Origin of the sequence: Paenibacillus filicis (assembly GCF_038070315.1) — a bacterium.
GTDB classification, from domain to species: domain Bacteria; phylum Bacillota; class Bacilli; order Paenibacillales; family NBRC-103111; genus Paenibacillus_G; species Paenibacillus_G filicis.
In genome coordinates this window covers 216,284-240,752 of the sequence record NZ_JBBPCC010000011.1, presented here as the reverse complement: position 1 = coordinate 240,752, position 24,469 = coordinate 216,284, and the positions used below count along the sequence as shown (strand labels likewise).

General features: G+C 55.3%; 24 protein-coding genes and 1 pseudogene. 2 read left to right on the top strand and 23 right to left on the bottom strand.

Annotation, left to right across the window (positions count from 1 at the left end):
* Positions 1 to 708 precede the first annotated feature (708 nt).
* The 14 genes from WMW72_RS18445 to crcB form a co-directional block, all read right to left on the bottom strand.
* On the bottom strand, positions 709 to 1,419 hold the full coding sequence (locus WMW72_RS18445) for a 5'-methylthioadenosine/adenosylhomocysteine nucleosidase (RefSeq protein ID WP_341416993.1): 711 nt from the start codon (positions 1,417 to 1,419) through the stop codon (positions 709 to 711).
* A gap of 36 nt (positions 1,420 to 1,455) precedes the next feature.
* Positions 1,456 to 2,469 (bottom strand): catabolite control protein A, encoded by a 1,014-nt coding sequence (ccpA, locus tag WMW72_RS18440; RefSeq protein ID WP_341416992.1) that lies wholly within the window; start codon positions 2,467 to 2,469, stop codon positions 1,456 to 1,458.
* A 154-nt stretch (positions 2,470 to 2,623) separates the two neighbouring features.
* A complete protein-coding gene (locus WMW72_RS18435; protein WP_341416991.1) occupies positions 2,624 to 3,040 on the bottom strand; it encodes a hypothetical protein in 417 nt (138 codons plus the stop codon).
* A 134-nt stretch (positions 3,041 to 3,174) separates the two neighbouring features.
* Positions 3,175 to 3,576, bottom strand: a complete 402-nt coding sequence (locus WMW72_RS18430) for a VanZ family protein (protein ID WP_341416990.1) — start codon at positions 3,574 to 3,576, stop codon at positions 3,175 to 3,177.
* 39 nt (positions 3,577 to 3,615) lie between these two features.
* Positions 3,616 to 4,146: a type 1 glutamine amidotransferase domain-containing protein gene (locus tag WMW72_RS18425; RefSeq protein WP_341416989.1), complete on the bottom strand. Its 531-nt coding sequence runs from the start codon at positions 4,144 to 4,146 to the stop codon at positions 3,616 to 3,618.
* Between the two features lie 94 nt (positions 4,147 to 4,240).
* Positions 4,241 to 6,037, bottom strand: coding sequence for a phosphoenolpyruvate--protein phosphotransferase (ptsP, locus tag WMW72_RS18420; RefSeq protein ID WP_341416988.1), 1,797 nt, complete (start codon positions 6,035 to 6,037; stop codon positions 4,241 to 4,243).
* The gene (locus WMW72_RS18415) at positions 6,030 to 7,928 is read right to left on the bottom strand and encodes a glucose PTS transporter subunit IIA (protein WP_341416987.1); all 1,899 of its coding nucleotides are present in this window, start codon (positions 7,926 to 7,928) and stop codon (positions 6,030 to 6,032) included. The genes ptsP and WMW72_RS18415 overlap by 8 nt, the downstream gene beginning before the upstream one ends.
* 152 nt (positions 7,929 to 8,080) lie before the next feature.
* Positions 8,081 to 8,833 carry a hypothetical protein gene (locus WMW72_RS18410; protein ID WP_341416986.1) on the bottom strand — a complete coding sequence of 251 codons (753 nt, stop codon included), beginning with the start codon at positions 8,831 to 8,833 and terminating at the stop codon, positions 8,081 to 8,083.
* 146 nt (positions 8,834 to 8,979) lie between these two features.
* Positions 8,980 to 9,630, bottom strand: a complete 651-nt coding sequence (thiE, locus tag WMW72_RS18405; protein ID WP_341416985.1) for a thiamine phosphate synthase — start codon at positions 9,628 to 9,630, stop codon at positions 8,980 to 8,982.
* Position 9,631: 1 nt separating this feature from the next.
* Positions 9,632 to 10,060 carry a CoA-binding protein gene (locus tag WMW72_RS18400; protein WP_341416984.1) on the bottom strand — a complete coding sequence of 143 codons (429 nt, stop codon included), beginning with the start codon at positions 10,058 to 10,060 and terminating at the stop codon, positions 9,632 to 9,634.
* 65 nt (positions 10,061 to 10,125) lie between these two features.
* The gene (locus WMW72_RS18395) at positions 10,126 to 10,968 is read right to left on the bottom strand and encodes a C39 family peptidase (protein WP_341416983.1); all 843 of its coding nucleotides are present in this window, start codon (positions 10,966 to 10,968) and stop codon (positions 10,126 to 10,128) included.
* A gap of 95 nt (positions 10,969 to 11,063) precedes the next feature.
* Positions 11,064 to 12,359, bottom strand: a complete 1,296-nt coding sequence (aroA, locus tag WMW72_RS18390) for a 3-phosphoshikimate 1-carboxyvinyltransferase (RefSeq protein ID WP_341416982.1) — start codon at positions 12,357 to 12,359, stop codon at positions 11,064 to 11,066.
* 31 nt (positions 12,360 to 12,390) lie between these two features.
* Positions 12,391 to 12,747: a fluoride efflux transporter FluC gene (locus tag WMW72_RS18385; protein ID WP_341416981.1), complete on the bottom strand. Its 357-nt coding sequence runs from the start codon at positions 12,745 to 12,747 to the stop codon at positions 12,391 to 12,393.
* A gap of 8 nt (positions 12,748 to 12,755) precedes the next feature.
* Positions 12,756 to 13,142: a fluoride efflux transporter CrcB gene (crcB, locus tag WMW72_RS18380; protein ID WP_341416980.1), complete on the bottom strand. Its 387-nt coding sequence runs from the start codon at positions 13,140 to 13,142 to the stop codon at positions 12,756 to 12,758.
* Positions 13,143 to 13,313: 171 nt separating this feature from the next.
* Here crcB and WMW72_RS18375 point away from each other — a divergent pair, with 171 nt between their 5' ends.
* Positions 13,314 to 13,607 (top strand): rhodanese-like domain-containing protein, encoded by a 294-nt coding sequence (locus WMW72_RS18375; protein WP_341416979.1) that lies wholly within the window; start codon positions 13,314 to 13,316, stop codon positions 13,605 to 13,607.
* 80 nt (positions 13,608 to 13,687) lie between these two features.
* Here WMW72_RS18375 and WMW72_RS18370 read toward each other — a convergent pair whose 3' ends face one another.
* Positions 13,688 to 14,212 (bottom strand): shikimate kinase, encoded by a 525-nt coding sequence (locus WMW72_RS18370; protein WP_341416978.1) that lies wholly within the window; start codon positions 14,210 to 14,212, stop codon positions 13,688 to 13,690.
* A 161-nt stretch (positions 14,213 to 14,373) separates the two neighbouring features.
* Here WMW72_RS18370 and WMW72_RS18365 point away from each other — a divergent pair, with 161 nt between their 5' ends.
* On the top strand, positions 14,374 to 14,718 hold the full coding sequence (locus WMW72_RS18365; protein ID WP_341416977.1) for a hypothetical protein: 345 nt from the start codon (positions 14,374 to 14,376) through the stop codon (positions 14,716 to 14,718).
* Here the strand turns inward: WMW72_RS18365 and gndA are convergent.
* The 8 genes and pseudogenes from gndA to WMW72_RS18325 form a co-directional block, all read right to left on the bottom strand.
* Positions 14,715 to 16,130: an NADP-dependent phosphogluconate dehydrogenase gene (gndA, locus tag WMW72_RS18360; RefSeq protein WP_341416976.1), complete on the bottom strand. Its 1,416-nt coding sequence runs from the start codon at positions 16,128 to 16,130 to the stop codon at positions 14,715 to 14,717. The genes WMW72_RS18365 and gndA overlap by 4 nt on opposite strands.
* A 123-nt stretch (positions 16,131 to 16,253) precedes the next feature.
* A complete protein-coding gene (locus WMW72_RS18355; RefSeq protein ID WP_341416975.1) occupies positions 16,254 to 17,027 on the bottom strand; it encodes an SDR family oxidoreductase in 774 nt (257 codons plus the stop codon).
* Positions 17,028 to 17,046: 19 nt separating this feature from the next.
* Positions 17,047 to 18,576: a gluconokinase gene (locus WMW72_RS18350; protein WP_341417007.1), complete on the bottom strand. Its 1,530-nt coding sequence runs from the start codon at positions 18,574 to 18,576 to the stop codon at positions 17,047 to 17,049.
* A 29-nt stretch (positions 18,577 to 18,605) separates the two neighbouring features.
* Positions 18,606 to 19,874: a nickel pincer cofactor-dependent isomerase, group 22 gene (locus WMW72_RS18345; protein ID WP_341417006.1), complete on the bottom strand. Its 1,269-nt coding sequence runs from the start codon at positions 19,872 to 19,874 to the stop codon at positions 18,606 to 18,608.
* A gap of 87 nt (positions 19,875 to 19,961) precedes the next feature.
* Positions 19,962 to 20,858, bottom strand: a pseudogene (locus tag WMW72_RS18340) (LacI family DNA-binding transcriptional regulator); the annotation flags it as partial.
* 176 nt (positions 20,859 to 21,034) lie between these two features.
* Complete coding sequence (locus tag WMW72_RS18335) at positions 21,035 to 22,345, bottom strand: 6-phospho-beta-glucosidase (RefSeq protein WP_341416974.1); 1,311 nt, start codon at positions 22,343 to 22,345, stop codon at positions 21,035 to 21,037.
* A 40-nt stretch (positions 22,346 to 22,385) separates the two neighbouring features.
* The gene (locus WMW72_RS18330) at positions 22,386 to 23,360 is read right to left on the bottom strand and encodes an N-acetylglucosamine kinase (RefSeq protein WP_341416973.1); all 975 of its coding nucleotides are present in this window, start codon (positions 23,358 to 23,360) and stop codon (positions 22,386 to 22,388) included.
* 36 nt (positions 23,361 to 23,396) lie between these two features.
* On the bottom strand, positions 23,397 to 24,392 hold the full coding sequence (locus tag WMW72_RS18325) for a LacI family DNA-binding transcriptional regulator (RefSeq protein WP_341416972.1): 996 nt from the start codon (positions 24,390 to 24,392) through the stop codon (positions 23,397 to 23,399).
* Positions 24,393 to 24,469 lie beyond the last annotated feature (77 nt).

Below are 24,469 nucleotides of genomic sequence, written 5' to 3'. Positions count from 1 at the left end.
GGTAGTCTTTTCGATCCGAAGGTCGAAATGACTACAAGGTTTGTTCGACTTGCTCAAAAGTAATGCTAGCGAGAATTTTCATTCTCTATTTAACACTCACTCGTTGTTCAGTTTTCAAAGGGCAATTTGTTTTGTTTCGTTTGCGATTCGTACTTTAGCACATCCGAATCTCTTTTGCAACTGTGTTTTTCGACTCTTCCATTCAAGGGGTAATCCTCATGCTCAGAAGCTCTCAATCACTCTTGCTTGCCTCTCTCTCAAGGGGCGAGAAGTAATGTACCATATTCGATTCTGTTTTGCAAGCATCAATTTTCTTCTTCCATTCAAGGGGTCTAACCACATGTGCAGAAGCTTCAAAGGCTGTTGCAGGAACATAATCTAGCACAGATTAAGATATCATGCAATCCTCTGTACTCTCTTCAAATACTTTTGAGAAAGGACATCTTGCCGATTGCTCTAGGTTAATCTGTAAACCGCTTAACCAAAGCGGAAAGCCTACTATACCATATCTGCAATCTGAGCGCAAGTTCGACTTCATTACTCTCAAAAGGGCAACCGGCTCCGATCCGAGCATCACTCTGCCAAAGCTCCAACATGTGCTTCACCAATCTGTTCTTGTCACATCTGCAGCACATAAGCAGAAGATAAAGCAAAACCCGCTCCATCTCTAGGAGCGGGCGGGATTATCTTAATGGAATATAGCAGCAGTTATTGCTCCTGCAACCGCCGCAGGATACCCTCTACAATACGGAAAGAATGCTCAGAAGCAAGTAAGGTGAATTCGGCAAAACTCACATGAGCCGAGCCATCCGCCTTATCCGACATCGAACGAATCACAACAAACGGCACCCCATTCATCGAGCATACCTGGGCGACCGCCGCCCCCTCCATCTCCACGCAAGCACCCTGAAGCTCGCTGTGAAGAACGGTAACCGTGTCACGGTTCGCAATAAACTGATCGCCTGATAACACTCGTCCCTCCAGCACACGGCCCTCGAAGAGCTCATGACTGACCTGGGAAGCAAGATGACGAAGACGCTCGTCCGCGACGAATAGGGAAGTCGCCTCGTACGGGATCGTCCCGCGGGGAAATCCTAACGCAGTTACATCCATATCATGCTGCAAGCAGTCGGTGGATATCACGATATCCCCTACGCTCAGCTCAGGATGGACCGCACCTGCCACACCGGTAAACAGGATAGCCTGAACCCCGAAGGTATCCACCAGCACTTGAGTGGTAACCGCTGCATTGACCTTGCCAACTCCAGATCGGCAAAGGACGATTGGCTGTCCGTGAAAGATGCCCTCGTAGAAAGTAACGCCTGCTTTAACCGTTTCTTTCACATCAGTTAGATGAGCATGAAACTTTTCAATTTCTTCCTTCATCGCACCGATAACGCCTACTTTCGAAAAAACCAAGCCAAACGGCCTCCCCTACAAAAAGAATGGCTCATATCAACGATGAGCCACCGAATTCCTATGAATGAGCTCATGCGGCAAAACGACCTGCGTAAGCTCGGATGCTTCCTTGGTCTCCTTGTTCATGAGCTTGGTCAGAAGCCGCATAGCCACGGCGCCGATATCATACATCGGTTGTGCGACAGTCGTGAGCTGCGGACGTACCATCGAAGCCATCCGGATGTTGTCCACACTGATGACGGATACTTCCTCGGGCACCTTCACTTGGTGATCCTGAAGCGTATGGATCGCCCCAATCGCCATTTCATCAGTCGCAGCGAAAATCGCCGTCGGACGCGGATCAAGCGTAAGGAAATACTTCGTAACCTCAAGACCGGATTCGTAGCGGTAATTGCCCACCCGTACATATTCATCGCGAACCGGGATGCCTGCGGCCTCCAGCGCCTTCTTGTAGCCCTGATAACGTGCAAATCCGTTGGCAGGGTCCTGCAAATGACCCGAAATCATCGCAATGTCGCGATGTCCCTGCTGAATCAGATAGGTGACTGCATCGTAAGCCGCTTGTTCGTGGTCAATGTCGACCGAAGGAATCTTGCGCTGCTCGTCCGCTGTCGCACAGAGCACAACCGGGACCGAGGAGGTTTTGAAGGCCTGTACATGCTCGTCCGTAATGGCGCCGCCCATGAACAGCAATCCGTCAACCTGCTTCTCCAGCAGCGTGTTGATGACACGGATTTCCTTTTCCTTCTTCTTGTCGGCATTACAAAGAATAATATTATAATGGTACATATTGGCGATGTCTTCGATACCTCTCGCCACTTCAGAGAAAATAGAATTTGAAATATCTGGAATAACCACGCCGACAGTCGTCGTTTTTTTACTGGCCAGACCGCGTGCAACAGCATTCGGACGGTAACCAAGACGCTCTATGGCTTCAAATACTTTCTTCCGTGTTTGAGGCTTTACATTGGGATTGTTATTGACAACCCGCGAGACGGTTGCCATGGAAACGCCTGCTTCTCGGGCTACATCATAAATTGTCACAGTCACGGCCATTCTCTCCATTGCTAAATAAAGTATAGTGCGAACAGGGTCAATTAGCCTTATCATACGACAAAAAGCTTGCTTTCGCAATGAATTTGGGGGTTGCCTGTAGTTATAGTATCAAATATTGAAAAAAAAGCCAACTGCAAGGCAGCGGCTTTTAAAAATCCTGCACCGTTAGGGAATGCTTGGCAATTTGAGACAGCCTCTTACGCAAATCCTCGCTCCAGGGTTCATCGCACAAGGACTGCGCAAGCAGCAGCAGATCCAGGAGCTCATTAATGCGCTCGTCGATGATCATTTCCACGGAGTCGGCTGCCCGGTTCTTCTCCGTTGCCTTCATCATCAGATGGGCAATTTCGCTCACTTCGTTGAAGAGAAGCTGCTGCTTCTCCGGGGTCCCGCCGAGCGTGCCGATCAATCCCGTGAGCTCCGGCTTCACTTCAGGGAATACCTCGCTGCGGCTGCACGACTCACAAGAGAAGATGGGCACATTCTCGATTTCGACCTTGTTTTGATAAATCACGGTGCGGAGGCGAATACTCATAGCTGCCCCGCATTTGCACTGCTTCTGCAACGATACCACTCCTTTTGGCGGCACACCAAACTTACGGCTTTCATTCTTTGCCTGATGATACAAATATTCGACTTCAGGCCCGTTTCTCCTGCCGCTGAAAGGCTAGCAAATATAGGATAGGTACGTCATGCAGTCTACCGCCGTCCCCGCTCGAAATACCGGGAAAACTTCGGAATAGAAACCACAAGCATGGCCAGCAATGCTCCGATACCGTCGTTGCGGATATCGGCTATATCCGGGGTTCTTCCGGGAACGAAGGATTGATGAAATTCGTCCGTCACTCCGTAGAGAACACAGAGCAGGACGACAAGAGCTTTCACAGCCCAGCCAGCACGCCTAGGCCGGATTCCCCAAAGGTAGGTGAGCGCAAGCACGAAATACGAAATAAAATGACCCCAGTCGAAGCCTTCCATCCAAGGGAGGAATAAGCGGATTTCATCCAGCCACCCTCCCAGATCATCTCCCGTCCGGGACGAGGAATAAAATATGACTGCCATCCACAGGATAGAAGGCAGCCATCTCCATTTATGACTCATAAGCACTCCTTGTCTCTCTGCATCGTGAATAAGTCCGGTTTAGGCAAGCGATTTAGCCAGAACATCCACGAAAGCTTTACTGAAGGCCGGAAGATCGGGCGGCCTGCGGCCTGATACGATATGCCGGTCAATGACAACCTCGGCATCCACCCAGATCGCCCCCGCATTCTCCAGATCGTCCTTGATACCCGGCGTGGACGTCATCGTGTAGCCCTGACAGATCTTCGCCGAAGCGAGCACCCAGCCCGCATGACAGATATGCGCAATCGGCTTCTTCGCTTCGTGAAACTCCCGCGTCAAGCGCAGCACGGAAGCGTAACGGCGCAGCTTGTCCGGAGCCCAGCCGCCCGGCACATATAATCCGATATAATCCTCAGAGCTGACCTCATCCAGAGCATGATCCGTAGTAAGGGGAACACCGTACTTGCCATGATAGACACGACCCGACTCGGGACCGGCAAGATGAACCTCCGCTCCCGCCTCCCTCAGTCTCATGACGGGATACCACATCTCCAAATCTTCGAATTCCTCATCAACGAAAGCGAGTACCTTATATCCTGTTAAATCCATAGCTGCTACATCCTTTCTATCTAACATTGTGATCATTTCAGTTCAATGTGTGCACGCACCCATCCTCCCGACGCAGGCTGACGCCCATGGACGGCTACATACAGCCGCTGGGGGAGGAGGATTCGGACGGGGAAGGTCCGGGCTCCGGATCGGTATTGGACGTCTGGGCAAGGTCCGTCTCCCAGTATTGCCCCAGTACCTGAAGGACGGCCGCGCTGCTCGGGCAGACCGCCAGCTCCTGCCACAGATTGGCGGCATCGCTGTGCCTGCTTTGGATCAGGCTGTTTTTCATTCGCAGGATCGAGGAGACGGACATGCTAAGCTCATGAATCCCGAGTGACATCCAAAGCGGAAGTGACCGGACGTCGCCTGCGAGCTCCCCGCAGACGCTCACATGGATACCGCTGGCTTTGGCGCTATCCGCTGTCATTTTCAGCATACGGAGTACGGCGGGATGGAACGGGTCGTACAGATGGGCGACTTGTTCGTTCATCCGGTCAACCGCCAGTACATACTGCACCAGATCATTGGTCCCGATACTGAAGAAGTCCACTTCCCGGGCTAGAAGATCAGAGATCATCACCGCGGCTGGCAGCTCAATCATAATGCCGACGGGGATGCGCGGAGAGAACGGAATGCCTGCCGCGGCAAGCTCCTCTTTCACCTCGCTGAGAATCTCATTGGCCCTCTTGAGCTCCTCCAGTGTAGAAATCATCGGGTACATGATTCGGATACATCCGTAATGACTGGCGCGCAGAATAGCACGCAGCTGTGTCTTGAACAGATCGACCCGGTCCAGCAGCACTCGGATGGCACGGTAGCCGAGAGACGGATTCTCCTCTTCAGGCAGCTCCAGATAATCGAGATGCTTATCGCCTCCGATATCCAACGTCCGGATCACCAGCGTCTTGCCTCCTAGACGTTCGGCGGCTTCGCGGTACACGTCGAACTGCTCTTCTTCCTCCGGAAAGGTGCTGCGGTCCATATACAGAAACTCGGTGCGGAATAGCCCAACGCCGGAAGCACCTTTGCCCATGGCCTGCTCCAGCTCCTTGATCGAGCTGATATTGGCGGCGAGTTGCATCTGCAGACCGTCCAGCGTTCTGGACGGCAGACCGGCAAGCTTTAGCAGCTGATCCTGATGCTGCTTCCACTGCTCATGCATCCGTTGATAACGCTCGACTTCCCGCTCAGGCGGATTGACATAGACAAGGCCTTCATCCCCGTCGATAATCAGGAAATCCCCCGTCTGAATCGGCTCCTCCAGCTTGCCCTCCAAGCCGAGGACATAAGGAACGCCCATCGCACGGGCCATGATCGCCACATGCGAGGTTTTACCGCCCATCATGGTCACAAGACCCAGTGTCTGCAGAACATCCAGATGCACCATCTGCGAAGGAATCAATTCCTTCGCGACGAGCACATAGGGCTGGTCCTTGGGCGGCAGCGTTTCCTCCAGCGCCCCCAGCAGATGCTTCAGCAACCGATTGCCCACATCCTTAATATCGAGCGCCCGCTCCTTCATGTATCCGTCATCGAGCAGATCGAACATATTGACAAATTTCTCAATCGTTTCCTTGACGGCCACTTCCGCTGCTTTATACTGCCGCTGCATAATTCCCTGGACCTCGTTCATAAACACAGGGTCCTCCAGAATCGCCAGGTGAGCGTCGAAAATCTGGGTTTGTTCTTCCCCCAACACACTTACGAACTCCTGCTTGATCTGCTCGATTTCGTCCTTGGAGCTGCGAATGCCGTCATACAGACGTTCAAACTCGTAAGCCAGATCCGCAACATCGATCAATTTGTCCGGAAAGTCCCACTCCCAGGTTGGAATAACGAAAGCCCTGCCCATCGCAATACCGGATGAAGCTCCGATCCCCCTAACCAAAAACGTTCCCTCCCCTTGTGCCTGATGTAGCGGTATCTTTAAGCACGACCGACATCACCGACGCCTGGCCCTTCTTCACCGCTTTATAAGGAGCAAAGCTCCATGACTTCACCGCATCCGCATTGGTGATTAGCATCGGCGTCGCCAGCGATTTGGCGCCTTGCTTGACCTTCTGCAGGTTAAATCGCACCAGAAGCTGTCCCGCTTCCACCTCGTCGCCTTCCTTCACATAGCTTGTAAAATGCTTGCCCTGCAGCTGCGCCGTGTCGATCCCGATATGCAGAAGCACTTGAAGACCGTCCTCCGTCTCGATGCCCAGTGCATGCAGCGTCGGATATACATGAATGATCCGGCCGGCTATAGGCGCGACAAGCTCCCCTTTGTCCGGGATAAAGGCGACGCCGTTGCCAACGATTTTGCCGGCAAAGATTTTGTCCGGCACATCCTCCAGCGCAATCATCCTTCCCTGCATCGGTGAACTGAATAGTACTTGGCGGATATCCTTGCGCAGCACTTTATTAATCTCCTCTCGGATGAGCTCCGAGTAGGTGCCGAACACAACCTGAACGTTGCCGCCTCCCAGCGAGATAACGCCGGCTGCCCCCAGGTGGCGAAGCGCCGCAGTATCCATCAGCTTGTCGTTCTCCAGCGTAATGCGCAGGCGAGTGATGCAAGCCTCGAGGCTCTTGAGGTTGTTCTTGCCCCCCAGCGCCTCCAGAATGAGCGGGGAGCGGTACGGAATATCTCCGGCCCATTCCTCCAGCTGCGAGCCCTCCTCGCGGCCAGGGGTCGGCAGACGGAACGTACGGATGGCCCAGCGAAACAGCACGTAGTAGATAATGCCGTATACCAGACCGATAGGAATCAGCAGCAGTCCATTTGTCGATAAATGCAGGTTGATCAAATAATCGATAGCTCCGGCGGAATACGAGAAACCATGGTGGATACCGAACTGGTAGGCGATCCACATGGATAATCCCGAAAGAATCGCATGGATCACGAACAAATACGGAGCCACGAATAAGAAAGCAAATTCGATCGGCTCGGTAACCCCAGTCAAAAAACAGGCAAACGCCGCCGTCAGGAACGTAGTTCGGATCTTGGGCTTCAAATCTTCACGCGCTTCCTGAATAATAGCCAGCGCAATGGCCGGCAGAGCAAACATCATAATGGGATAGAGTCCCGCCATATAAATCCCGGCCGTAGGGTCCCCTGCAAAGTAACGCGGCAGGTCGCCGAAGACCGGCTGCCCGTGATTATCGTAGCTGCCGAGCTGGAACCAGAAGAAGTTATTGAACACATGATGAAGCCCGGAGGGCACAAGCAGACGGTGAATGACACCGTATAGGAACGTACCGAACCCGCCTAGACTCAGCAGCATATCGGTCAGCTTCTGCATGCCGGTATTCATCAGCGGTCCCAGTTGAATCGTGATCAGGACCAGTACGAACATCGCTGGCCCCATAAACAACGGCACCAAACGGGGCCCTCCGAAAAATTGTATGGCCTCGGGGAGCTGAATATGTTTCACACGGTGATAGATGACCGCCGCGATCAAGCCGACCAGGATGCCTCCGGGAGTCCCAAGCTGGAACGATTCCCCCAGATAGTGCTGCAGCGTCTGGGCGAACATAAAGTGGCCGATCAGGGCGGACATCCCGGCGATACCGGCGCTTTCCGTCAAGCCAAGAGCAACGCCGACAGCAAAAATCAACGGCAAATATGTAAAAATAAGATTGCCGAACGTCATTAATATTTCCCCGACTTGGGGCATGTGGATCTGCTCCCACGGCAATGTACCGAGGCGGAGCAATAGGGCAGCGATCGGCAGCGTGATGGTTGGCAGCATCAACGATCTTCCCAATTGCTGCAAATTTCCCATCCAGTTCAAAGGCGCTGAAGCCTCCTTTCCATGAAGACGTGCCTTCACACTATTACGATGGTAAGCGCTAACCTGGTATTTGTCAACGATTGCACAGGGCGCGCCAAGCGAACAAAAAGCGAGCCTTGTCGGCTCGCTCGCTCCTGCTGAATCAGGCAGGTTTAGAATTGATATCTGTTCGTGTAGCTGCCATTCCCATATTGGCTTTGAGCCGGCTGGTTAGAGTCCGAACGCAGGTAAGCGTCATGTCCAGGCTGATTGCCGCGGTAGTTAGCCGTATGGTAATTTTGCGGGCTTTGGTATTGGTTTTGATTTTGGGATTGCCCGTAGGAATTATTGAAGGATTGTTGGCTGTAGCCGGTGTTAAAGGAAGACGTGTAGGGACTGCTGCTCGTATAGGACACAGCGCCGATGCCATACTGGCTTTGGGCAGGCTGCGAGGAGTCCGAACGCAGGTAGGCGTCATGGCCCGGCTGATCCCCACGGTAGTTGGCCGTATGGAACGACTGTGTGCTTTGGAACTGGTTGTTGTAAGGCTGGTTCGCCGTTACAACATGGTTATTGATGCCGGAAGAGATATAGGAGTTGTTGTTGTTTGTCGAATAATTCGTCGCTCCGATGCCATATTGGCTTTGAGCCGGCTGGTTAGAGTCCGAACGCAGGTAAGCATCATGTCCAGGCTGGTCGCCGCGGTAGTTAGCCGTATGGTAATTTTGCGGGCTTTGGAATTGCTGACCCTGGGAATAGCTGCTGCCTTGTTGATTCGCCGAGATGAACGAGCTTGGGTTGAGTGATTGGTTATATTGGGACTGCACATAGCCAATCGGTTGATACCTTGTATCCAACCCGCGATACTGGGAATTGATACCGGAAGCTTGATTCTGGAAATTGTTCGAGAACTGGTTATTGTACATGCGAAATCCTCCTTGGCGTTCTAGTCTAAGAAGTCTCCCGGCAGCAGGCGCTAGTCCGTGTCCGTCCGAAAGCCTTTCTTATTGTCTTCAAGGAGGATTTATTTTATTACTTCATTCTTAACTATTTTTAGCTCGATTCATGAGGGTCAGACCTTTCGGGACAGCCTCACCGTGTCAGCCAGCAACCGCGATGCCGACTCCGGGTCAGGCTGCCTAGTAATCGCAGAGACGACAGCGATTCCATCAGCACCCGCTTGAATGATAGCAGCCGCGTTGGACGGCTGAATACCGCCGATTCCGACCAGGGGCAGCTGAGGCCAACTGGCTTTTAACTCGCTGATCAGCGCAGTACCGATAGGCGCTCCTGCATCTCCCTTGGTCAGCGTAGAGTAAACAGGACCAATCCCCAGATAATCAGGCTGCTGGGATACCGCCCATTCCGCTTCCTCCATATTTCCTGCGGATACGCCGATGATCGCATCCGGACCAAGCAGCTTGCGGACATCAAGCGCGGGAAGATCGTCCTGCCCGACATGCACTCCATCCGCCTCCAGCAGAATGGCCAGATCCACGCGGTCGTTGACGATGAACGGCACCCCCTTCTCCCGGCATGCTTCACGGATCGCCCGTCCGGTCTCGAGAACCTCACGCAGCGGGGCTTTCTTCTCGCGCAGCTGCAGCATGGTCACGCCGCCGTCCAGGGCAGCGCGAGCAATTTGGAGAGCCGTTCGTTCCCCGTAGGAAGCAATATCCATAACCAAATATAGCGACAAGGATGAAGACAGCGGTAAACTCACCTTACTTCCCTCCGGGCAAAAGGATAGAGTCCTCGACCTTGATGCACCGGTCCATGATGATCTCCAGCCCGCCTTGTGCTGCAATCTCAGCCGCCTCTTCGTTGAAGATGCCGAGCTGAAGCCAGAATACCTTCGCACCGATCTCGACGGCTTCCTGGGCGACTGGCACCACCTGGTCGCTGCGGCGGAATACATTTACAATATCCACCTTGCCAGGAATGTCCTTGAGGGTCGGGTAACAGGTCTCTCCCAGAATTTCACCGGTAACCATCGGGTTGACGGGAATGATCCGGTACCCCTTCTGCTGCATCGCTTCCGAGACCATATAAGAGACACGGTCCGGCTTGTCCGAAAGCCCGACAACCGCCACCTGCTGCGCATCCATCAATAATTGTTTGATCCGATCCCTCGAAGGGTTTTCAAATGCCATGTTGATTCAGCTCCTTGATCTCGTTGTCCGCGTTGGACAAGCTATTTATTCTATTAGAGTGGCCCTTAGGATCCAGTTGTATAGCTGATCGCTTGACGCCCCATTGCTTCCCAGGTGGCCTTGAACTGCTCTTTGTTGATCTTCCGCTGCCCTTGTCCGGAGAGCGGATCGTTTACATACACATTTTCCTCATCGAAACCGACCAGAAGCACCGCATGCTCCATGAACGTCGTTTGAATCGGCCCTAGCGGAGAATCCCATACTACCCATCTCTCGGGGACCTGGAAATCGATCGTCGTCCAAACGACGGAAGGAATCCCGCTGCGAAGCTGGTCCTCCAGCTTCTCAAAAGGCTCTTGCGTCAAGTCCACCGCTGTCGGCACATGGGATTTCAGTTGGTCGAACAGCGCCGTGTGATAAATTCCGAAGCCCTTGGCTTTTCCTGTAGGCTCGCCGACGAAGCCGATATTAGGGTTGCCCCAGTACGCAATGGAGCCGTCCTTGTTGTAACGGATCGGTGTCGTATCCCGTTTCATTTCCGCGGCAAGCTCCATCTTAGTCTTCTCAATCCCGCGGAATTTGAGGAGCATCGTCAGGCTAGTAACCTCGCAGCCGGAGGGCAGCTCCGGCAATTGGCGCACAACGGGAGCCTCCAGCATCACGCTGGACGCCTTCGGTTGTTCGACGGGCACGGGCGGCGAGGCGGCCGCTTCGGCCGTGCCCTCCAAGGCTCTCGAAGCTTCCGGCCGAATGCCTACCCCCAATGCCTGAACCGCCGGACGCATCCAATCCTCTTGCCCGGTCACCTTGGCGTAGAGCAGGACGGTGAAGACGCCGCTGGCGAACAGCAAGCCTCCGATCAGGAAAAAACCGAGCGTGACCTGAATCCCTTTCCAGAATATGGTCACGAACCTCACTCCCTTTGTTGCAAACTGGATGAAACGTCATGTTGCCGGAAAACGAGCCCTGACGGCCTAAGCCGTCCGTTTGCACAAAACTCGGCTTAGTCCTCCACCAATTCGATCTGTGCGCCCAGTGACAGCAGATGATCGAAATATTGCGGGTACGATTTCGCGACATGATGCGCATCGTTGATGACCAGACCCTTCTCGGAACGAAGGCCAACGACGGTCAGCGCCATGATGACACGATGGTCGTAATGCGCGTTAATTTCTACACCGCCTGTAACACCTTGGGGACGGCCATGAACGATGATCTCGCTTTGCCGCTCCTCGACATCAGCACCGGCTTTGCGCAGCTCGTTCAGATAATCGGTGATGCGGTCGCATTCCTTGTAACGCAGATTCTCTACATTGTAAAAACGGGAGGTGCCTTCGGCAAACACAGCGGCAGCTACCATCGCAAGCACACCGTCGGTGAAGTGATCTCCGTCGAATTCTCCGGCTTTGAGTGTCTGATTGCCCTTGACATGCACGATGTCGTTCTCGTGCGTCAGCTCGACGCCCATGTCGCGCAGCACATCCACAACGGCACGTTCGCCTTGACGGCTCTGCTCCGCCAGTCTTAATACCCGTACATCCGAGTTCGTAACGGCTGCAGCGGCCAGTATCGCAGCGGACCCAGGGTAATCTCCCTGCACCGTATAGTTTTGAGGCTTGTAGTGCTGACGTCCCGGAATCCGGTAGAACATCAGATCTTCCGAGGCTTCGATCTGAATTCCTGCCTGGGCGATAACCTCCAGCGTCTGGCCGACGATGATCTTCGACTTGAGGTCGTGCAGCACGGTGATCTCCGTATCCTCTTCGAGCAGCGGCGTTACGAACAGCAGCGAGCTCAGGAATTGGGAGCTGATATTGCCGGATACGGTAAGCTTACCGCCGCGAGGCTTGCCGCCGCGGATCGTGATCGGCAGCTTGCCTTCGCGATGCTCAACCTCGACGCCCATCTGACGCAAGGTGTCGATCAGGTCGTCATGGGGACGTTTGCCTAGCGAATCCGGGTACTTGTTGATGAACGTAACCTCGGGAAGGAAGGCGGCTACCGACATCAGGAAACGGAGCACGGCGCCGGCATTGCCTACATTCAATTCGCTCACATGCTTAGGATGACTGCCGAAGCCGCGGATCGTCATTTTCTCCTCGTCTTCTTCAATCACGGCTCCCAGATCCCGGATACAGCGGCGCATCGCATCGCTATCCTCACTGTGGGCCGGATAATGAACCGTGCTAATGCCGTCGGCGAGAGCGCCGATCAGCAGGTAACGGGTCGTATAGTTTTTGGACGATAATGCGTTAATCGTGCCTTCCAATCGAGGCGTAGGTTTGACGATAGCTTTCATCAGTATGTATTCGCTCCTTCACTTATGTTCCTTACAGCGCATACCCGGCTGCCGCGAGCAACAGGCCGGCGGTATACGATAAGCCCAGATACAGCCAGGCGCTTCGTGCCTTTCCCGCACGGAACAGCGCATCGCTTTCCAGCTTCAGAGTGGAAAAGGTTGTGAATGCGCCGAGAAATCCGGTGCCGAATAGCAAGGCTTCCCCTTGCGACGGGCCGTGCCCCCAAAGCAGACCGATTAGAAAGCTGCCCAGCACATTGATGGTCAGCGTACCGTAAGGTATTCCGTCAGAGGGAACACGAGACGAGATGGCCCGGCCAACGACATACCGGGCAATAGCTCCCGGAAATCCGCCTGCGGCCACCCACATCATTTGCGTTACCATCATATTCGACATCATTCGGCAATTCCCCTCTTCCCCAGCCGAAAAATCATCCCGCTGCCGAGCCGGACAAACAGTAGTCCTCCGCCTGAACTTACCAGTACATAAACAGCCGCATGCAGCCAAAGATGGCCTTGCACAAACTGCAGCAGCTCCCAACTGAATGTAGAGAATGTCGTGTATGAACCGATCAGTCCCGTCGTCAGTGCTATCTTAAGCTGCGGGTACCGTCCCAGCCTCGGGGCGTAGGCCAGCAGACCCAGCAGGAAACAGCCTGACAAGTTGATGAGCAGCGTCCCCCAGGGCAGATAGGCAGCATCCGGGTTATTTAGCATGACAGACAAGCCAAAACGTGCCAGCGCTCCAACAATACCTGCGATTCCGATGTACAACCAAGTCACCCGGCATGTCTCTCCTCTCCTGCACAGTCATGCTGTTACGCCTCTGAGAAGTAAACTGTAGTGGGTACTGGCGTAAGCGGTGCCCGCCAATAGTTTGACACGCTTTCCCGATCATAGGTATGATGAGGCCATCGGCCCCAACAGCCGTGTACGAACAAGGAGGCTATACGTATGCAAACGATCACACCTGCAGAAATCAAGCAAAGATTGGCCAATGGGGAGAAACTGGACATGATCGACGTCCGCGAGGACGAAGAAGTGGCCCAGGGTATCATTCCCGGTGCCGTTCATATTCCATTAATGCAAATTCCCGACCGCATCTCCGAAATTCCGCAGAACGGCGAGACGATTCTCGTCTGCCGCAGCGGCAATCGCAGCGGACGGGCGCTCGAGTATCTCCAGGCACAGGGCTTAACCCAGTTGAAAAATATGACCGGAGGCATGCTGGAGTGGGAAGCGCTCTAAGACTTCTTCGCAGCAGCTCCGGCTCTGTGATCCGTTCCAAATCGAAGCCCCTCGTGCATATGGACGAGGGGTTTCACTTCCTAAGCCTGAGCGGTGCTCAGAGCTGCCCACGCCCTGCAAATCTCATCGGCAATATCTTCTACGCTCCGCCCGTCCGTGTCTACCTTCAGCTCCGCGAAGTCATAGGCGTGCTTGCGGCTTTCCATAATCGTCCGCACACGCTCCTCCACATCGCCTTGAAGCAGCGGGCGGTTCTGATCCTCGCGGACGCGCCGGATGATCGTTTCGACTCCGGCCCGCAGCGCTACCACGAAGCCTCCCTCTTGCATCGCAGCCCGGCCTGCTTCAGCCAGTACAGCGCCGCCTCCGGTGGCGACCACTTGACCGGGCTTGCCCATAATCGTTCGGATGGTGTCCGTCTCCGCCTCGCGGAAGGCCGGCTCGCCCAGCTGCGCGAACATATCCTTGATAGTCATTCCCTGCCGCTGCTCAACCTCTGCATCCGAATCTACAAAAGCAAAGCCGAGCCGGCGAGCGAGCTCCTGACCGACGGTGGACTTGCCCGTACCCATCATGCCGATCAACACCACATTGCGCTTCGTCAACGTCCAACACCCCTGAATATTCCTTCTATAAACTGTCCCTATCATATCACAGCTTGCTAAAGGTGAATAGAAAGGTTGGTAAAAACATAAGATGGTTGTGAATAAATTCCAGCCCGAACCGTCAATGCTGTTAAGGCTGATTGTACGAAAGGAGCCGCGATATGACACAAAACGCATTAACCCCCAAGCAAGCCTCGGCCACCGACCTGACCCGTCGCAAGCTGGATCAGATCATGGACCCATCACGCCCTCTATGCAAAGAGGAGATTGTCTGGATGCTGGAATATATCAAAAAAAAGGTGGCTGAGGAAGATCCCGAGTTAATGGATCTTTCCCAGCCACGCCTGCTGCAGAACTTTCGTTATTTTGCCGAGATTTCGCTGATGCTGATCCAGCGCCGCAACGGATTCGACCAGGAGGCCGATCGGCTCAAGAGCTGGCTCCGCGAAGCGTCACACGGCCTTCACAAGGACGCGCGCAGGCGAGAAGGGCGAAGCCGCTTCTAGTCCTCTTTGATCCACTGATAGTGGAAGGTTCCTTCTTTGTCCAAACGCTTGAAGGTGTGGGCGCCGAAGTAGTCGCGCTGTGCCTGAAGCAGGTTGGCCGGCAGACGCTCGGTGCGGTAGCTGTCGTAGTAAGCCAGTGCCGAAGCGAAGGCCGGTACGGCAATCCCGCTGGATACGGCTGTCGATACGACCGATCTCCAAGCATCCTGGTAGTTCGTGATGATGTTCTTGAAGTAGTCGTCAAGCAGCAGATTGCGCAGCTCTGGGTTGCGGTCGTAAGCGTCCTTGATGTTTTGCAGGAAGCGCGCACGAATGATGCAGCCGCCGCGGAAAATCATCGCGATGCTGCCGTAGTCCAGATCCCAGCCGTACTCTTCGCTGGCCGCTCTCATTTGAGCGAAGCCTTGGGCGTAGGAGCAGATTTTGCTCGCATACAGCGCTTTGCGAACTGCCTCGATGAATGCCGCACGATCGCCTTCATAAGGCTTAGCTTCAGGACCGGTGAGCACTTTGCTTGCTGCCACGCGCTCTTCCTTCATAGCGGACAAGAAGCGGGAGAATACGGACTCGGTGATGATGGACAGCGGTACTCCAAGATCAAGCGAGCTTTGGCTTGTCCACTTGCCAGTACCCTTCTGGCCGGCGGAGTCGAGAATGACGTCTACCATCGGCTTGCCGGTCTCTTCGTCGTACTTGGTGAAGATGTCCGTCGTGATCTCGATCAAGTAGCTGTCCAGCTCGCCGCGGTTCCAGTCCGCGAAAATCTCGTGCAGCTCTTGCGTGTTGACGCCCAGGACGTCCTTCAACAGCTGGTAGGCTTCGCAGATGAGCTGCATGTCGCCGTACTCGATGCCGTTATGAACCATTTTCACGTAGTGACCGGCACCGTCTGGGCCGATATACGTGCAGCATGCATCGTCGCCGACTTTGGCGGAAATCGCCGTCAGGATCGGAGCCACCAGCTCATAAGCGTCCTTCTGTCCGCCCGGCATGATCGATGGGCCCTTGAGCGCGCCCTCTTCGCCGCCGGATACGCCTGTACCGATGAAACGGATGCCATGCGATTCCAGTTCTTTGTTGCGGCGCTGCGTATCCGGGAAGAACGCGTTGCCTCCGTCAATAATAATATCGCCCTTATCCAGGTGCGGAACGAGTTGATTGATCGTATCGTCAGTCGCGAAGCCTGCTTGAACCATGATCAGGATCTTGCGCGGCACTTCCAGCGAGGCCACGAACTCCTCGATGCTGTATGTACCTACAAGATTTTTGCCCTTCGCTTCTTCAAGAAGCACATCCGTTTTTTCGCGGGAGCGGTTGAATACGGAAACGGTAAAACCGCGGCTTTCGATGTTCAGCGCCAGGTTTTTCCCCATGACCGCCAGACCGATAACGCCGATTTGCTGTTTGGACATTTGGTTTCTCTTCCTTCCTCAAAATCCAATATTTATTTACCCCTGTGCGTTGAAGCATGAAAGGCGCACAGGTACTTTAGAACCCATTATCAGTCATTATCAATTGAATTTCAAGACCTCATCTCAGATCGTCATCGATCCGAAGCCGCCATCGACTCTCAGCAGCGATCCTGTCACAAAGCTAGACGCTTTCTCGGAAGCCAGGTAGACAGCCGCTCCCTGCAGCTCCTCCGCCTCGCCAAAACGGTTCATAGGCGTATGCTTCATGATAGATTCGGTACGCTCTGGAGAGAGAATCTTACGGTTCTGCTCGGCCGGGAAGAATCCTGGGATAATGGCATTAACACGCACGCGTGCCGGAGCAAATTCCTTGGCCAAAAACTTCGTCACGCTGTTGACAGCCGCCTTGGAGGCCGAATAGGTGAAGACGCGCGACAGCGGCGGCTCCGAGGAAACGGAGGAAATATTGATGATGCTTCCGCCTTCTCCCGCATCGACCATATGCTTCCCAAAAACCTGGCAAGCCAGCACAACGCTTTTCAAGTTGACGTCCATGATGGAATCCCACTCTTCCATCTGCAGATCGAAGAAAGGGGTCACGCTGTTCTTGCCCGGACAGTTCATCAGAATGTCACAACGGCCTGTCCATTCGAGCACCTCAGCCAAAACCCGCGTCAGATCCTCTGTGCTAGTTGCGTCCGCCTCGAAGCAGCGCGCCCGGCCGCCAGCCGCTTCCACCGCCGCTGCCACCTCGCGTGCCTTCTCCTGATTGCGGCCCACAATCGCCACATCCGCTCCGTGTCCGCCCAGACCTACGGCCATCGAACCGCCAAGCGTGCTGTTCCCCCCGATGATTACCGCCGTCTTGCCTGTCAAGTCGAATAAATTCAAAGCCATGATTCGCTTCCTCCCCTAGTTAAGTGAGCGTGTACTTCTGCTGAAAGGCCGCGATCGCGTCGAACTCGTCCTTCAGTTGGTGATAGACCCGGCTATAAATACCCGTCAACTCGTTATAGACGGCATTGGCCCCGGTATCCGCCTGCAGCGTATGGTGGACCCTCACCCATTCATGCGCACCGGAGAAGTCTGCAATCTCTCCGGTAGCCAGCATGCCGAGCAAAGCCGCTCCCGCACCGGACGCCTCGATCGTGTCCGGTACGGCGACCGGACTGCCCAACACGTCCGCCATCATCTGCAGCCAGAACGGCGACCGGGCAAACCCGCCCGAAGCCCGGATCTCCTTCGTTGGTCCGCTCAGCTCCTCCAGCGCCTGTACAACGGAATGGATCCTGTACATCACGCCTTCCAGGACAGAGCGGATCATATGCGGCTTCTGGTGGTACAGAGACAGTCCGAAAAACACACCGCGCGCATTCGCATTCCAGTAGGGAGCGCGTTCGCCCGCCAGCAGCGGCAGAAAGATCAGCCCGCCCGAGCCCGGAGCCACACCCGCAGCCAATTGGGTCAAATAATCGTACGGGTCCATCCCGAGACGGCGGCCTTCCTCTGCCTCAGCCGTAGCAAGCTGATCGCGGACCCAGCGGAACATAATGCCGCCGTTGTTGATCGCACCGCCGACAACCCAGAAATCCTCCTTGAGCGCGTAGCAAAATAACCGGCCCTTGGGATCCGTCACAGGCTCGCGCACAACGCCGCGAACCGCGCCGCTCGTTCCGATGGTCACTGAATAGACGCCCGGCTCGAAAGCCGCTGCGCCCAGGTTGGCCAGGACGCCGTCCGAAGCGCCGACGACAAACGGCGTATCTGCCGCAAGGCCCAGATAAGCCGCGTCGGTCTGCCGCAGGCCCTGCACGATATGCGTGGTCGGCACCGGACGCGACAGCTGCTCCCGCCGCACGCCGCACGCAGCCAGCGCCCCAGTATCCCAATCCAACTGGCGCAGGTTGAACAAGCCGGTGGCGCTCGCGATCGAATGGTCGATCACGCACTCGCCGAACAGCCGTGCGAAGACATATTCCTTGATCCCGATGAATTTATGCGCAGAAGCAAACAGCTCCGGACGGTTGTCACGGAACCACATCAGCTTGAGCAGCGGACTCATCGGATGGATCGGCGTACCGGTCCGCAGATAGATGTCATGCCCGGCGGCATTTACCTTAAGCTTCTGGACATAGCCCACGCTGCGGTTATCCGCCCAGGTGATGCATGGCGTCAGCGGACGGAAAGCCTCATCGACTGCGATCACACTGTGCATCGCGGAGCTGAAAGATACGCACAGCACTTCCCCGATGCGGACTGCGCCTTGGGAGACAACGGACTGGATGCCGGCCAGCACCGCCTGGAAGATTTGCTCAGGATCTTGCTCAGCCGTGTCCGGCGTAGGCGTATGAAGCGGATATTCTACCGCATGGGAGGCCAAAATCCGGCCGCTCCGGTCGAACAGCAGCGTCTTCGCGCTCGTCGTCCCGATATCTGCGGAAATCATATAGGGCTTATGCACGTTGTTGAACTCCTTTATCTCAGGTTGCCTTGTTCGTTGAAAGGCAGCTCATACGGCTCGGATATCACTTCAATATCCGGGTGCTGCTGCGCTTCTTCCAGCAAATTCACGGAAATTTCGATCTCGCCCAGATGAAGCGTATCCTGGATGCGCACCAGACGGCATTTCGTATAATCGAGAATGTTGCACGTCTTCACGGCAGCTTTGATCGCATAGTAATCGTTCTCCAGCGTCGTGGCGATTTTGGTCGGTGCACACACCGTGGAGGTCAGGCCATTGGCGTAGGTAGCCGCCAAGTTCGTTTTATCGACCAGGCGCTGCGTAGTGAAGTCCGCGGTACCGACGCCGTTGGCATTCCCCTTGGTCTCCGGCGTCAGGTCGAGCACGACCATCTTGGACACATCAGGACCGCCATGGGCATAAGGAGTCGGATAGCGGCCCGTTACATTCGGGTCCATGCCGTCGCCGCTGATGTTTTTACCGATATAATCGATCACCAGCACGTCAATCTGATCGAATAAAATTTTTGGCAGGCGGGCTTTGGCCACCTCCAGCAGGTGAACCTCGCGCTCCTCCATCTTCTCGGCTGGCAGCACCTCGACGATGCAGGTCTCGTCATACGCATTCTCGACCAGCGCGACGCCGAACACGATCGGCAGCTTGTCGATCATGATCCGGGCCATAGCCGGCACATTCTCGGCCATGTATTTGAAGCCAAGCTGATGGCAGGCCTCGGCTCCCTTCTGCTTGCCCAGACCGATGGCGATCATCTTCAACATGCCGCTCTCGATCCGTCCGCGGAATGCCGTATGCGGCTTCACACGGTTGATGACCACAATGGCATCCGCTTCGTAGGCATATTTGTCCACATAAACGGGCAGCCCGTTCGGGAGCTGGTCAATCTGGACGACCTCCATGGAGGACAGGATCGGAGCGCCCATAGCCTCCTCAGTCACTCCGAGATGATGCAGCACATCCTTCTGCCCCTCGGCTGTCGCGCCTCCATGGCTCCCCATGCTCGGCACGATGAACGGCTCCCCGCCCGCTGCCTGGATCGCTTCAATCGTCGCCCGCGTAAGCTCGGCCAGATTGGCTACGCCCCGGCTGCCGACGGCGACCGCTACGCGCTGGCCGGGAAGGATGCGGTCAACAGAGCCTGGCTTCGCCAGCTCTTCCTTCAACACCTGCACCGGATTCTCTAGCTTGGAACCGTCGAATTTCTGTCTGATGCGTACCATCTGCGGTACGGGGATATCTTGCAGCAGCGTTCTCAATACGCTCATCGTGTCTATCTCCTCCGATATCGGTTTCACGGAATCGCGGATCACGAGCTCCGTGCGAAACATTCGTTTGTGATCTTCCACCTGCTTCTTCTCGATAAGCGCTACCAGCTTCTCGGCGCCGACCCGGCTCATCTCCTCAATCGGACGGCGGACGGTCGTCAGCGCAGGCGTAATAAACGCCGAATACAGCGTATCGTCAAACCCGGCAACGGACAGGTCGTCGGGCACGCGGACTCCTCGCTCCGTGGCCGCTTTCACAGCTCCCAGAGCCATATCGTCGCTGCTGCAAAATACGGCGGTTGGCCTTTCCTTCAGCTGCAGGATCCGCTCCATCGCCCGGTAGCCGCTTTCGAAATCATACTCCCCGCGCAGGCACAGCTCATCCTCGGGAAGGATTCCCGCCGCGTGAAGCGCCTCCAAATACCCCGCCTTGCGGGCATGGGAGGATTTGAAGCCCCGTTTTCCTTCGATAATCGCAATCCGCCGGTGACCGCATTCCAGCAAATACTCGGTGATCCGGTAGGCGCCGCTTTGATCGTCGGGAACGAAATTCCAGACGCCTTCCATCTCAATCTGCCGGTTCAGCACGATCAGAGGGATGCCCCGCTCCGCCGCATACTCGATAAACGGCTGATCCGCTGCACTCTGGCTCATCACGATGATGCCGTCAAAGCTCTTACGGTTGACGTGATGATAGCTCTTGAAGTCGTCGATTCCCCGTACGATCAAATTGTAGCCATCCTTGATTACATCGTTCACCCCGCGCAGAGCTGCGTACAAGAAGCCTGACGAGGTTCCCTGATGCAGAGTCGTAAAGAACAAGCCGAGGTTATACGAGCGGTCCAGCACGAGGCTTTTGGCGCTATAATTGGGCGTGTAATTCATACTGCCGGCGATGGATTTGATTCTTTCCTTCGTCTCCGGATTGATCAACGGGCTATCATTCAAAGCCCGGGAGACCGTAGTATGAGAAACGCCGGCCATGCGGGCGATATCCTTGATCGTCACATCGCTCATACGTTCACCTCTTATGATTCAGAATACCACGTTATGCACACGTTAACAACCATCTGTTTTGTGAACTCGGGTTCTCGTCTGGCTGCCTCCGCTGCATGCCAAAAAGCCCTCTTCTCAGAGAGCTTCGGCATATGAATCGTGAGCTAAACGTTCTGACTGAAAAAACGCAGCAAATACGGTTTGTTTTGATCCAGCATTTCCTCCAGCAGCGGCTTGGCTACGCCCACCGACGGCACCAGTGGATGGTGGACGAGCGCCTGCAGGGCCAAATCCCGGCTGCCCTGTACGGCCGCCTCGATCGTCAGTCGTTCATACGTCTTGACCGCATGCATCAGACCCTTGACATGCTCAGGCACCTTGGTCAGCGCAAGCGGCACCGGACCTTGGCCGGTCACGATGCAGTTTACCTCGATGCAGGCATCGGCCGGCAGGAAATCGATGATGCCGCCATTGATCACATTCAGCGTCTGAATGTTCTTGCGGTCATTGTACAGCGAATCCATCAGGTTCACGGCCGCCTCCGAGTAGTAGGCACCGCCCCGTTTCTCCAGCTGCTTCGGCTTCTCCTGCAGCTCCGGGTCCTTGTACAGCTCGAACAGCTCGTCCTCGACCCGCTTCACTACCTCGGCGCGCGTTCCGTTCGCTTTCATGGAATCCAGCTGTTCCTGAAGCATCGCATCCGTCATATAAAAGTACTTCAGATAATACGAAGGCAGCGCCTGCAAGGAGCGCAGGAAATCCGCGTCCCATTCGCTCGCGGGCACATTCTTGCCGCTATATTCTTCACGCCGGTCCAACAGCTCGGGCAGCTTGTCTACGCCATTGATTTCCGCGCGCGTCACCCAGTGCAGATGGTTCAAGCCGACGAACTCGGTATAGATCTGCCCGGCAGGCACCTCATATTTATTCATCAGCCACTTGTGCAGCCCGATCGGCGCATTGCAGAGGCCGATGCTTTTGACCTTCGAGTATTTATGAATCGCCTCGGTCACCATCCCCGCCGGATTCGTGAAATTCAGCAGCCACGCATCCGGACTCAGCTCTTCGATGTCCCGGCAAATATCCAGCAGGACGGGAATCGTCCGGAGCGCCTTCATCATGCCGCCCGGTCCGGTCGTCTCCTGGCCGATAACGCCGTATTTATTCGGGATATGCTCATCCCACTTCCGGGCTTCGAGCAGCCCCACGCGCATCTGCGTGGAGACGAAGTCGGCACCCTCGATCGCTTTCCGACGGTCCAGGGTCAGATGCACCTCGATCGGCAGACCCGACTTCTCGATCATCCGCTTCGCCAGACTGCCGACGATCTCCAGCTTATGCCGGCCTTCCTCCACGTCCACGAGCCAGAGCTCCTTCACCGGCAGCTGCGCATAGCGCAAAATAAACCCTTCCACAATCTCCGGCGTATAAGAGGACCCGCCGCCAATAATTGCAATTTTCAATGCGTCTCTCATCCGTAGTCACATCCTCATTCAATCTCGTATTCAGTTGTCGCTATACCGTTTGATAATCGGACACGGCTCTCAGCCTGTTATAAGCTTCGGGAGATACCGTTCCCCCCGCCGCCTCCATCGCCGTCCAAACCGCACCGACGACCGGCTCGACATTCAGCTTGACGATCGACGCGTGAGGGGCTGCCGCTTGAACCGCTTGTTCGATATAGGCATGCACATACGGTCCCTCGCCACGGGTTACGATGCTGCCCGCAAGTACGACATTGAATGTGTCCTGCTCCATCCCAAGCCGCCGGATGACAGCGGTCGCCGACCTGCCAAGCTCCTCGCCCTGCACCCGCAGGATGCGGAGTGCGACCTCGTCATTCTGCCCGGCCGCCTGAAATACCAGCTTGGCCACATGCAAGGGCACGGGCCGGTTGTTATCTAGGTAATCGTCAAACATCTCCTGCACGGAGGCGAATCCCAGCGATTCCAGCATGAGCTCGGTCAATAAAGTCGGCTGCTCCCGGCCGTCCCACGCCCGGATCACCGAACGGAACGCCTCCACGGACAGCGTGCCTCCGCCGCCGAAGTCGCCGAACTGGTACGTAAAGCCGCCGCATTGATAAAATTCGCCCTGACGATTCTTCCCGGCGCTATTCGTGCCGCTGCCGCAGATCAGCACGACGCCGAACGGCTCGGACGTGCCTGCACGCATCGCGATCATCGTGTCGCAATCGATGCCGTAACGCGGGAAGCCGAGTCCTCCCACCAGAGGACGAAGAATCGTATAATCGATCGGCCGGTCAGCGCCGGCAAGACCGAAGAAAGCATGCGTGATGTCTTCGCGGGAAAGCCCCGCCTGCTGCAGCGCCTTCTCCACAGAGCTTGTAATATTGGCGCGGGCGCGGTCTACCCCTAGCTGATGGTTGCCGTTCCCGCTCTCTCCCTTGCCTATGATGTTACCCTGCTCGTCAGTGACGAGTGTATAGGTTTTGCTCCCGCCTGCATCCACACCCAAATAATAATTCATCGCTTCCAGCTCCTGTATATCGTCTCTAATCGTCCTTTAGACTCTTATGGACTGCGTCGATTCCCGGATGATCAGCTCCGGCTCCAGCTGCACCGTCACATTCCGCTTGACCGAGCCGTCGATCCGGCTCAGCAAAATATCGACGCCCTGCTTCCCCATCTTATCCGCAGGCTGGCGCACCGTGGTCAAGCGGGGACGGAATTCCGCCGCAAATATCTGATCGTCGAACCCGACAACCGATACATCGGCCGGGATTCGATAGCCCGCATTCTTCAAGGCGTCTATGACGCCGAGCGCGGTAAAATCATCGGCAGCGAATACAGCCGTTGGCAGCTTGCCGGCGGCGATCCAGCGGCTTGCGGCCTCATAGCCGGATGGGATGCTGAAATCTCCCTGATCCACCCACAGGGAGTTCAGCCCCGCTTCCTGCATCGCATCGACATACCCCCGGCAGCGCTCGCTGCTCGCGAGGAACGGCTCCGGGCCGCTAACATGGGCAATCTCCGTATGTCCAAGATCAATCAAGTGCTTGGTGGCTTCATAGCCGCCTTTATAGTTATTGACAACGACAGAGGATACCGAAGAATGAACATGCTGATTATCCAGCAGCACGAACGGTATCTTCTTCTTTTTCATTTCCATGACATATTCATCTTCCTGAATCGGCGAAAGCAAGATGACGCCGTCTACCCGGTCTTCCTGGAACATCGAGTTATCGAAGGACGAGAATACGTCCGTAGAAATGGACAGCGCCAGAAAATAGCCTTTGGCGGCTAGCAGGTCGTTGATCTCCTTCACGACGGCGTCGAGAAAGGAGTCGTTCAAGGTCGTAATCGCCAGGCCGATGATCCCGGTTTTGCCGCGGGCCAGACTGCGCGCTGCCGCATTGGGATGATAATCCAGTTCCTTCATAGCCTGGAGCACTTTTTGCCGGTTTTTCTCACGGACGGTGCCCGCCTGATTAATGACACGCGATACCGTAACCACCGACAGACCGCTTTTCTTGGCGACGTCAAAAATACTTACTTTCATGAACCATCCAACTCCTGTGCTCTATTCTTACAGTCCATCGAACAATGTACAGCCTGCTTCCAAATTACCATAATTCG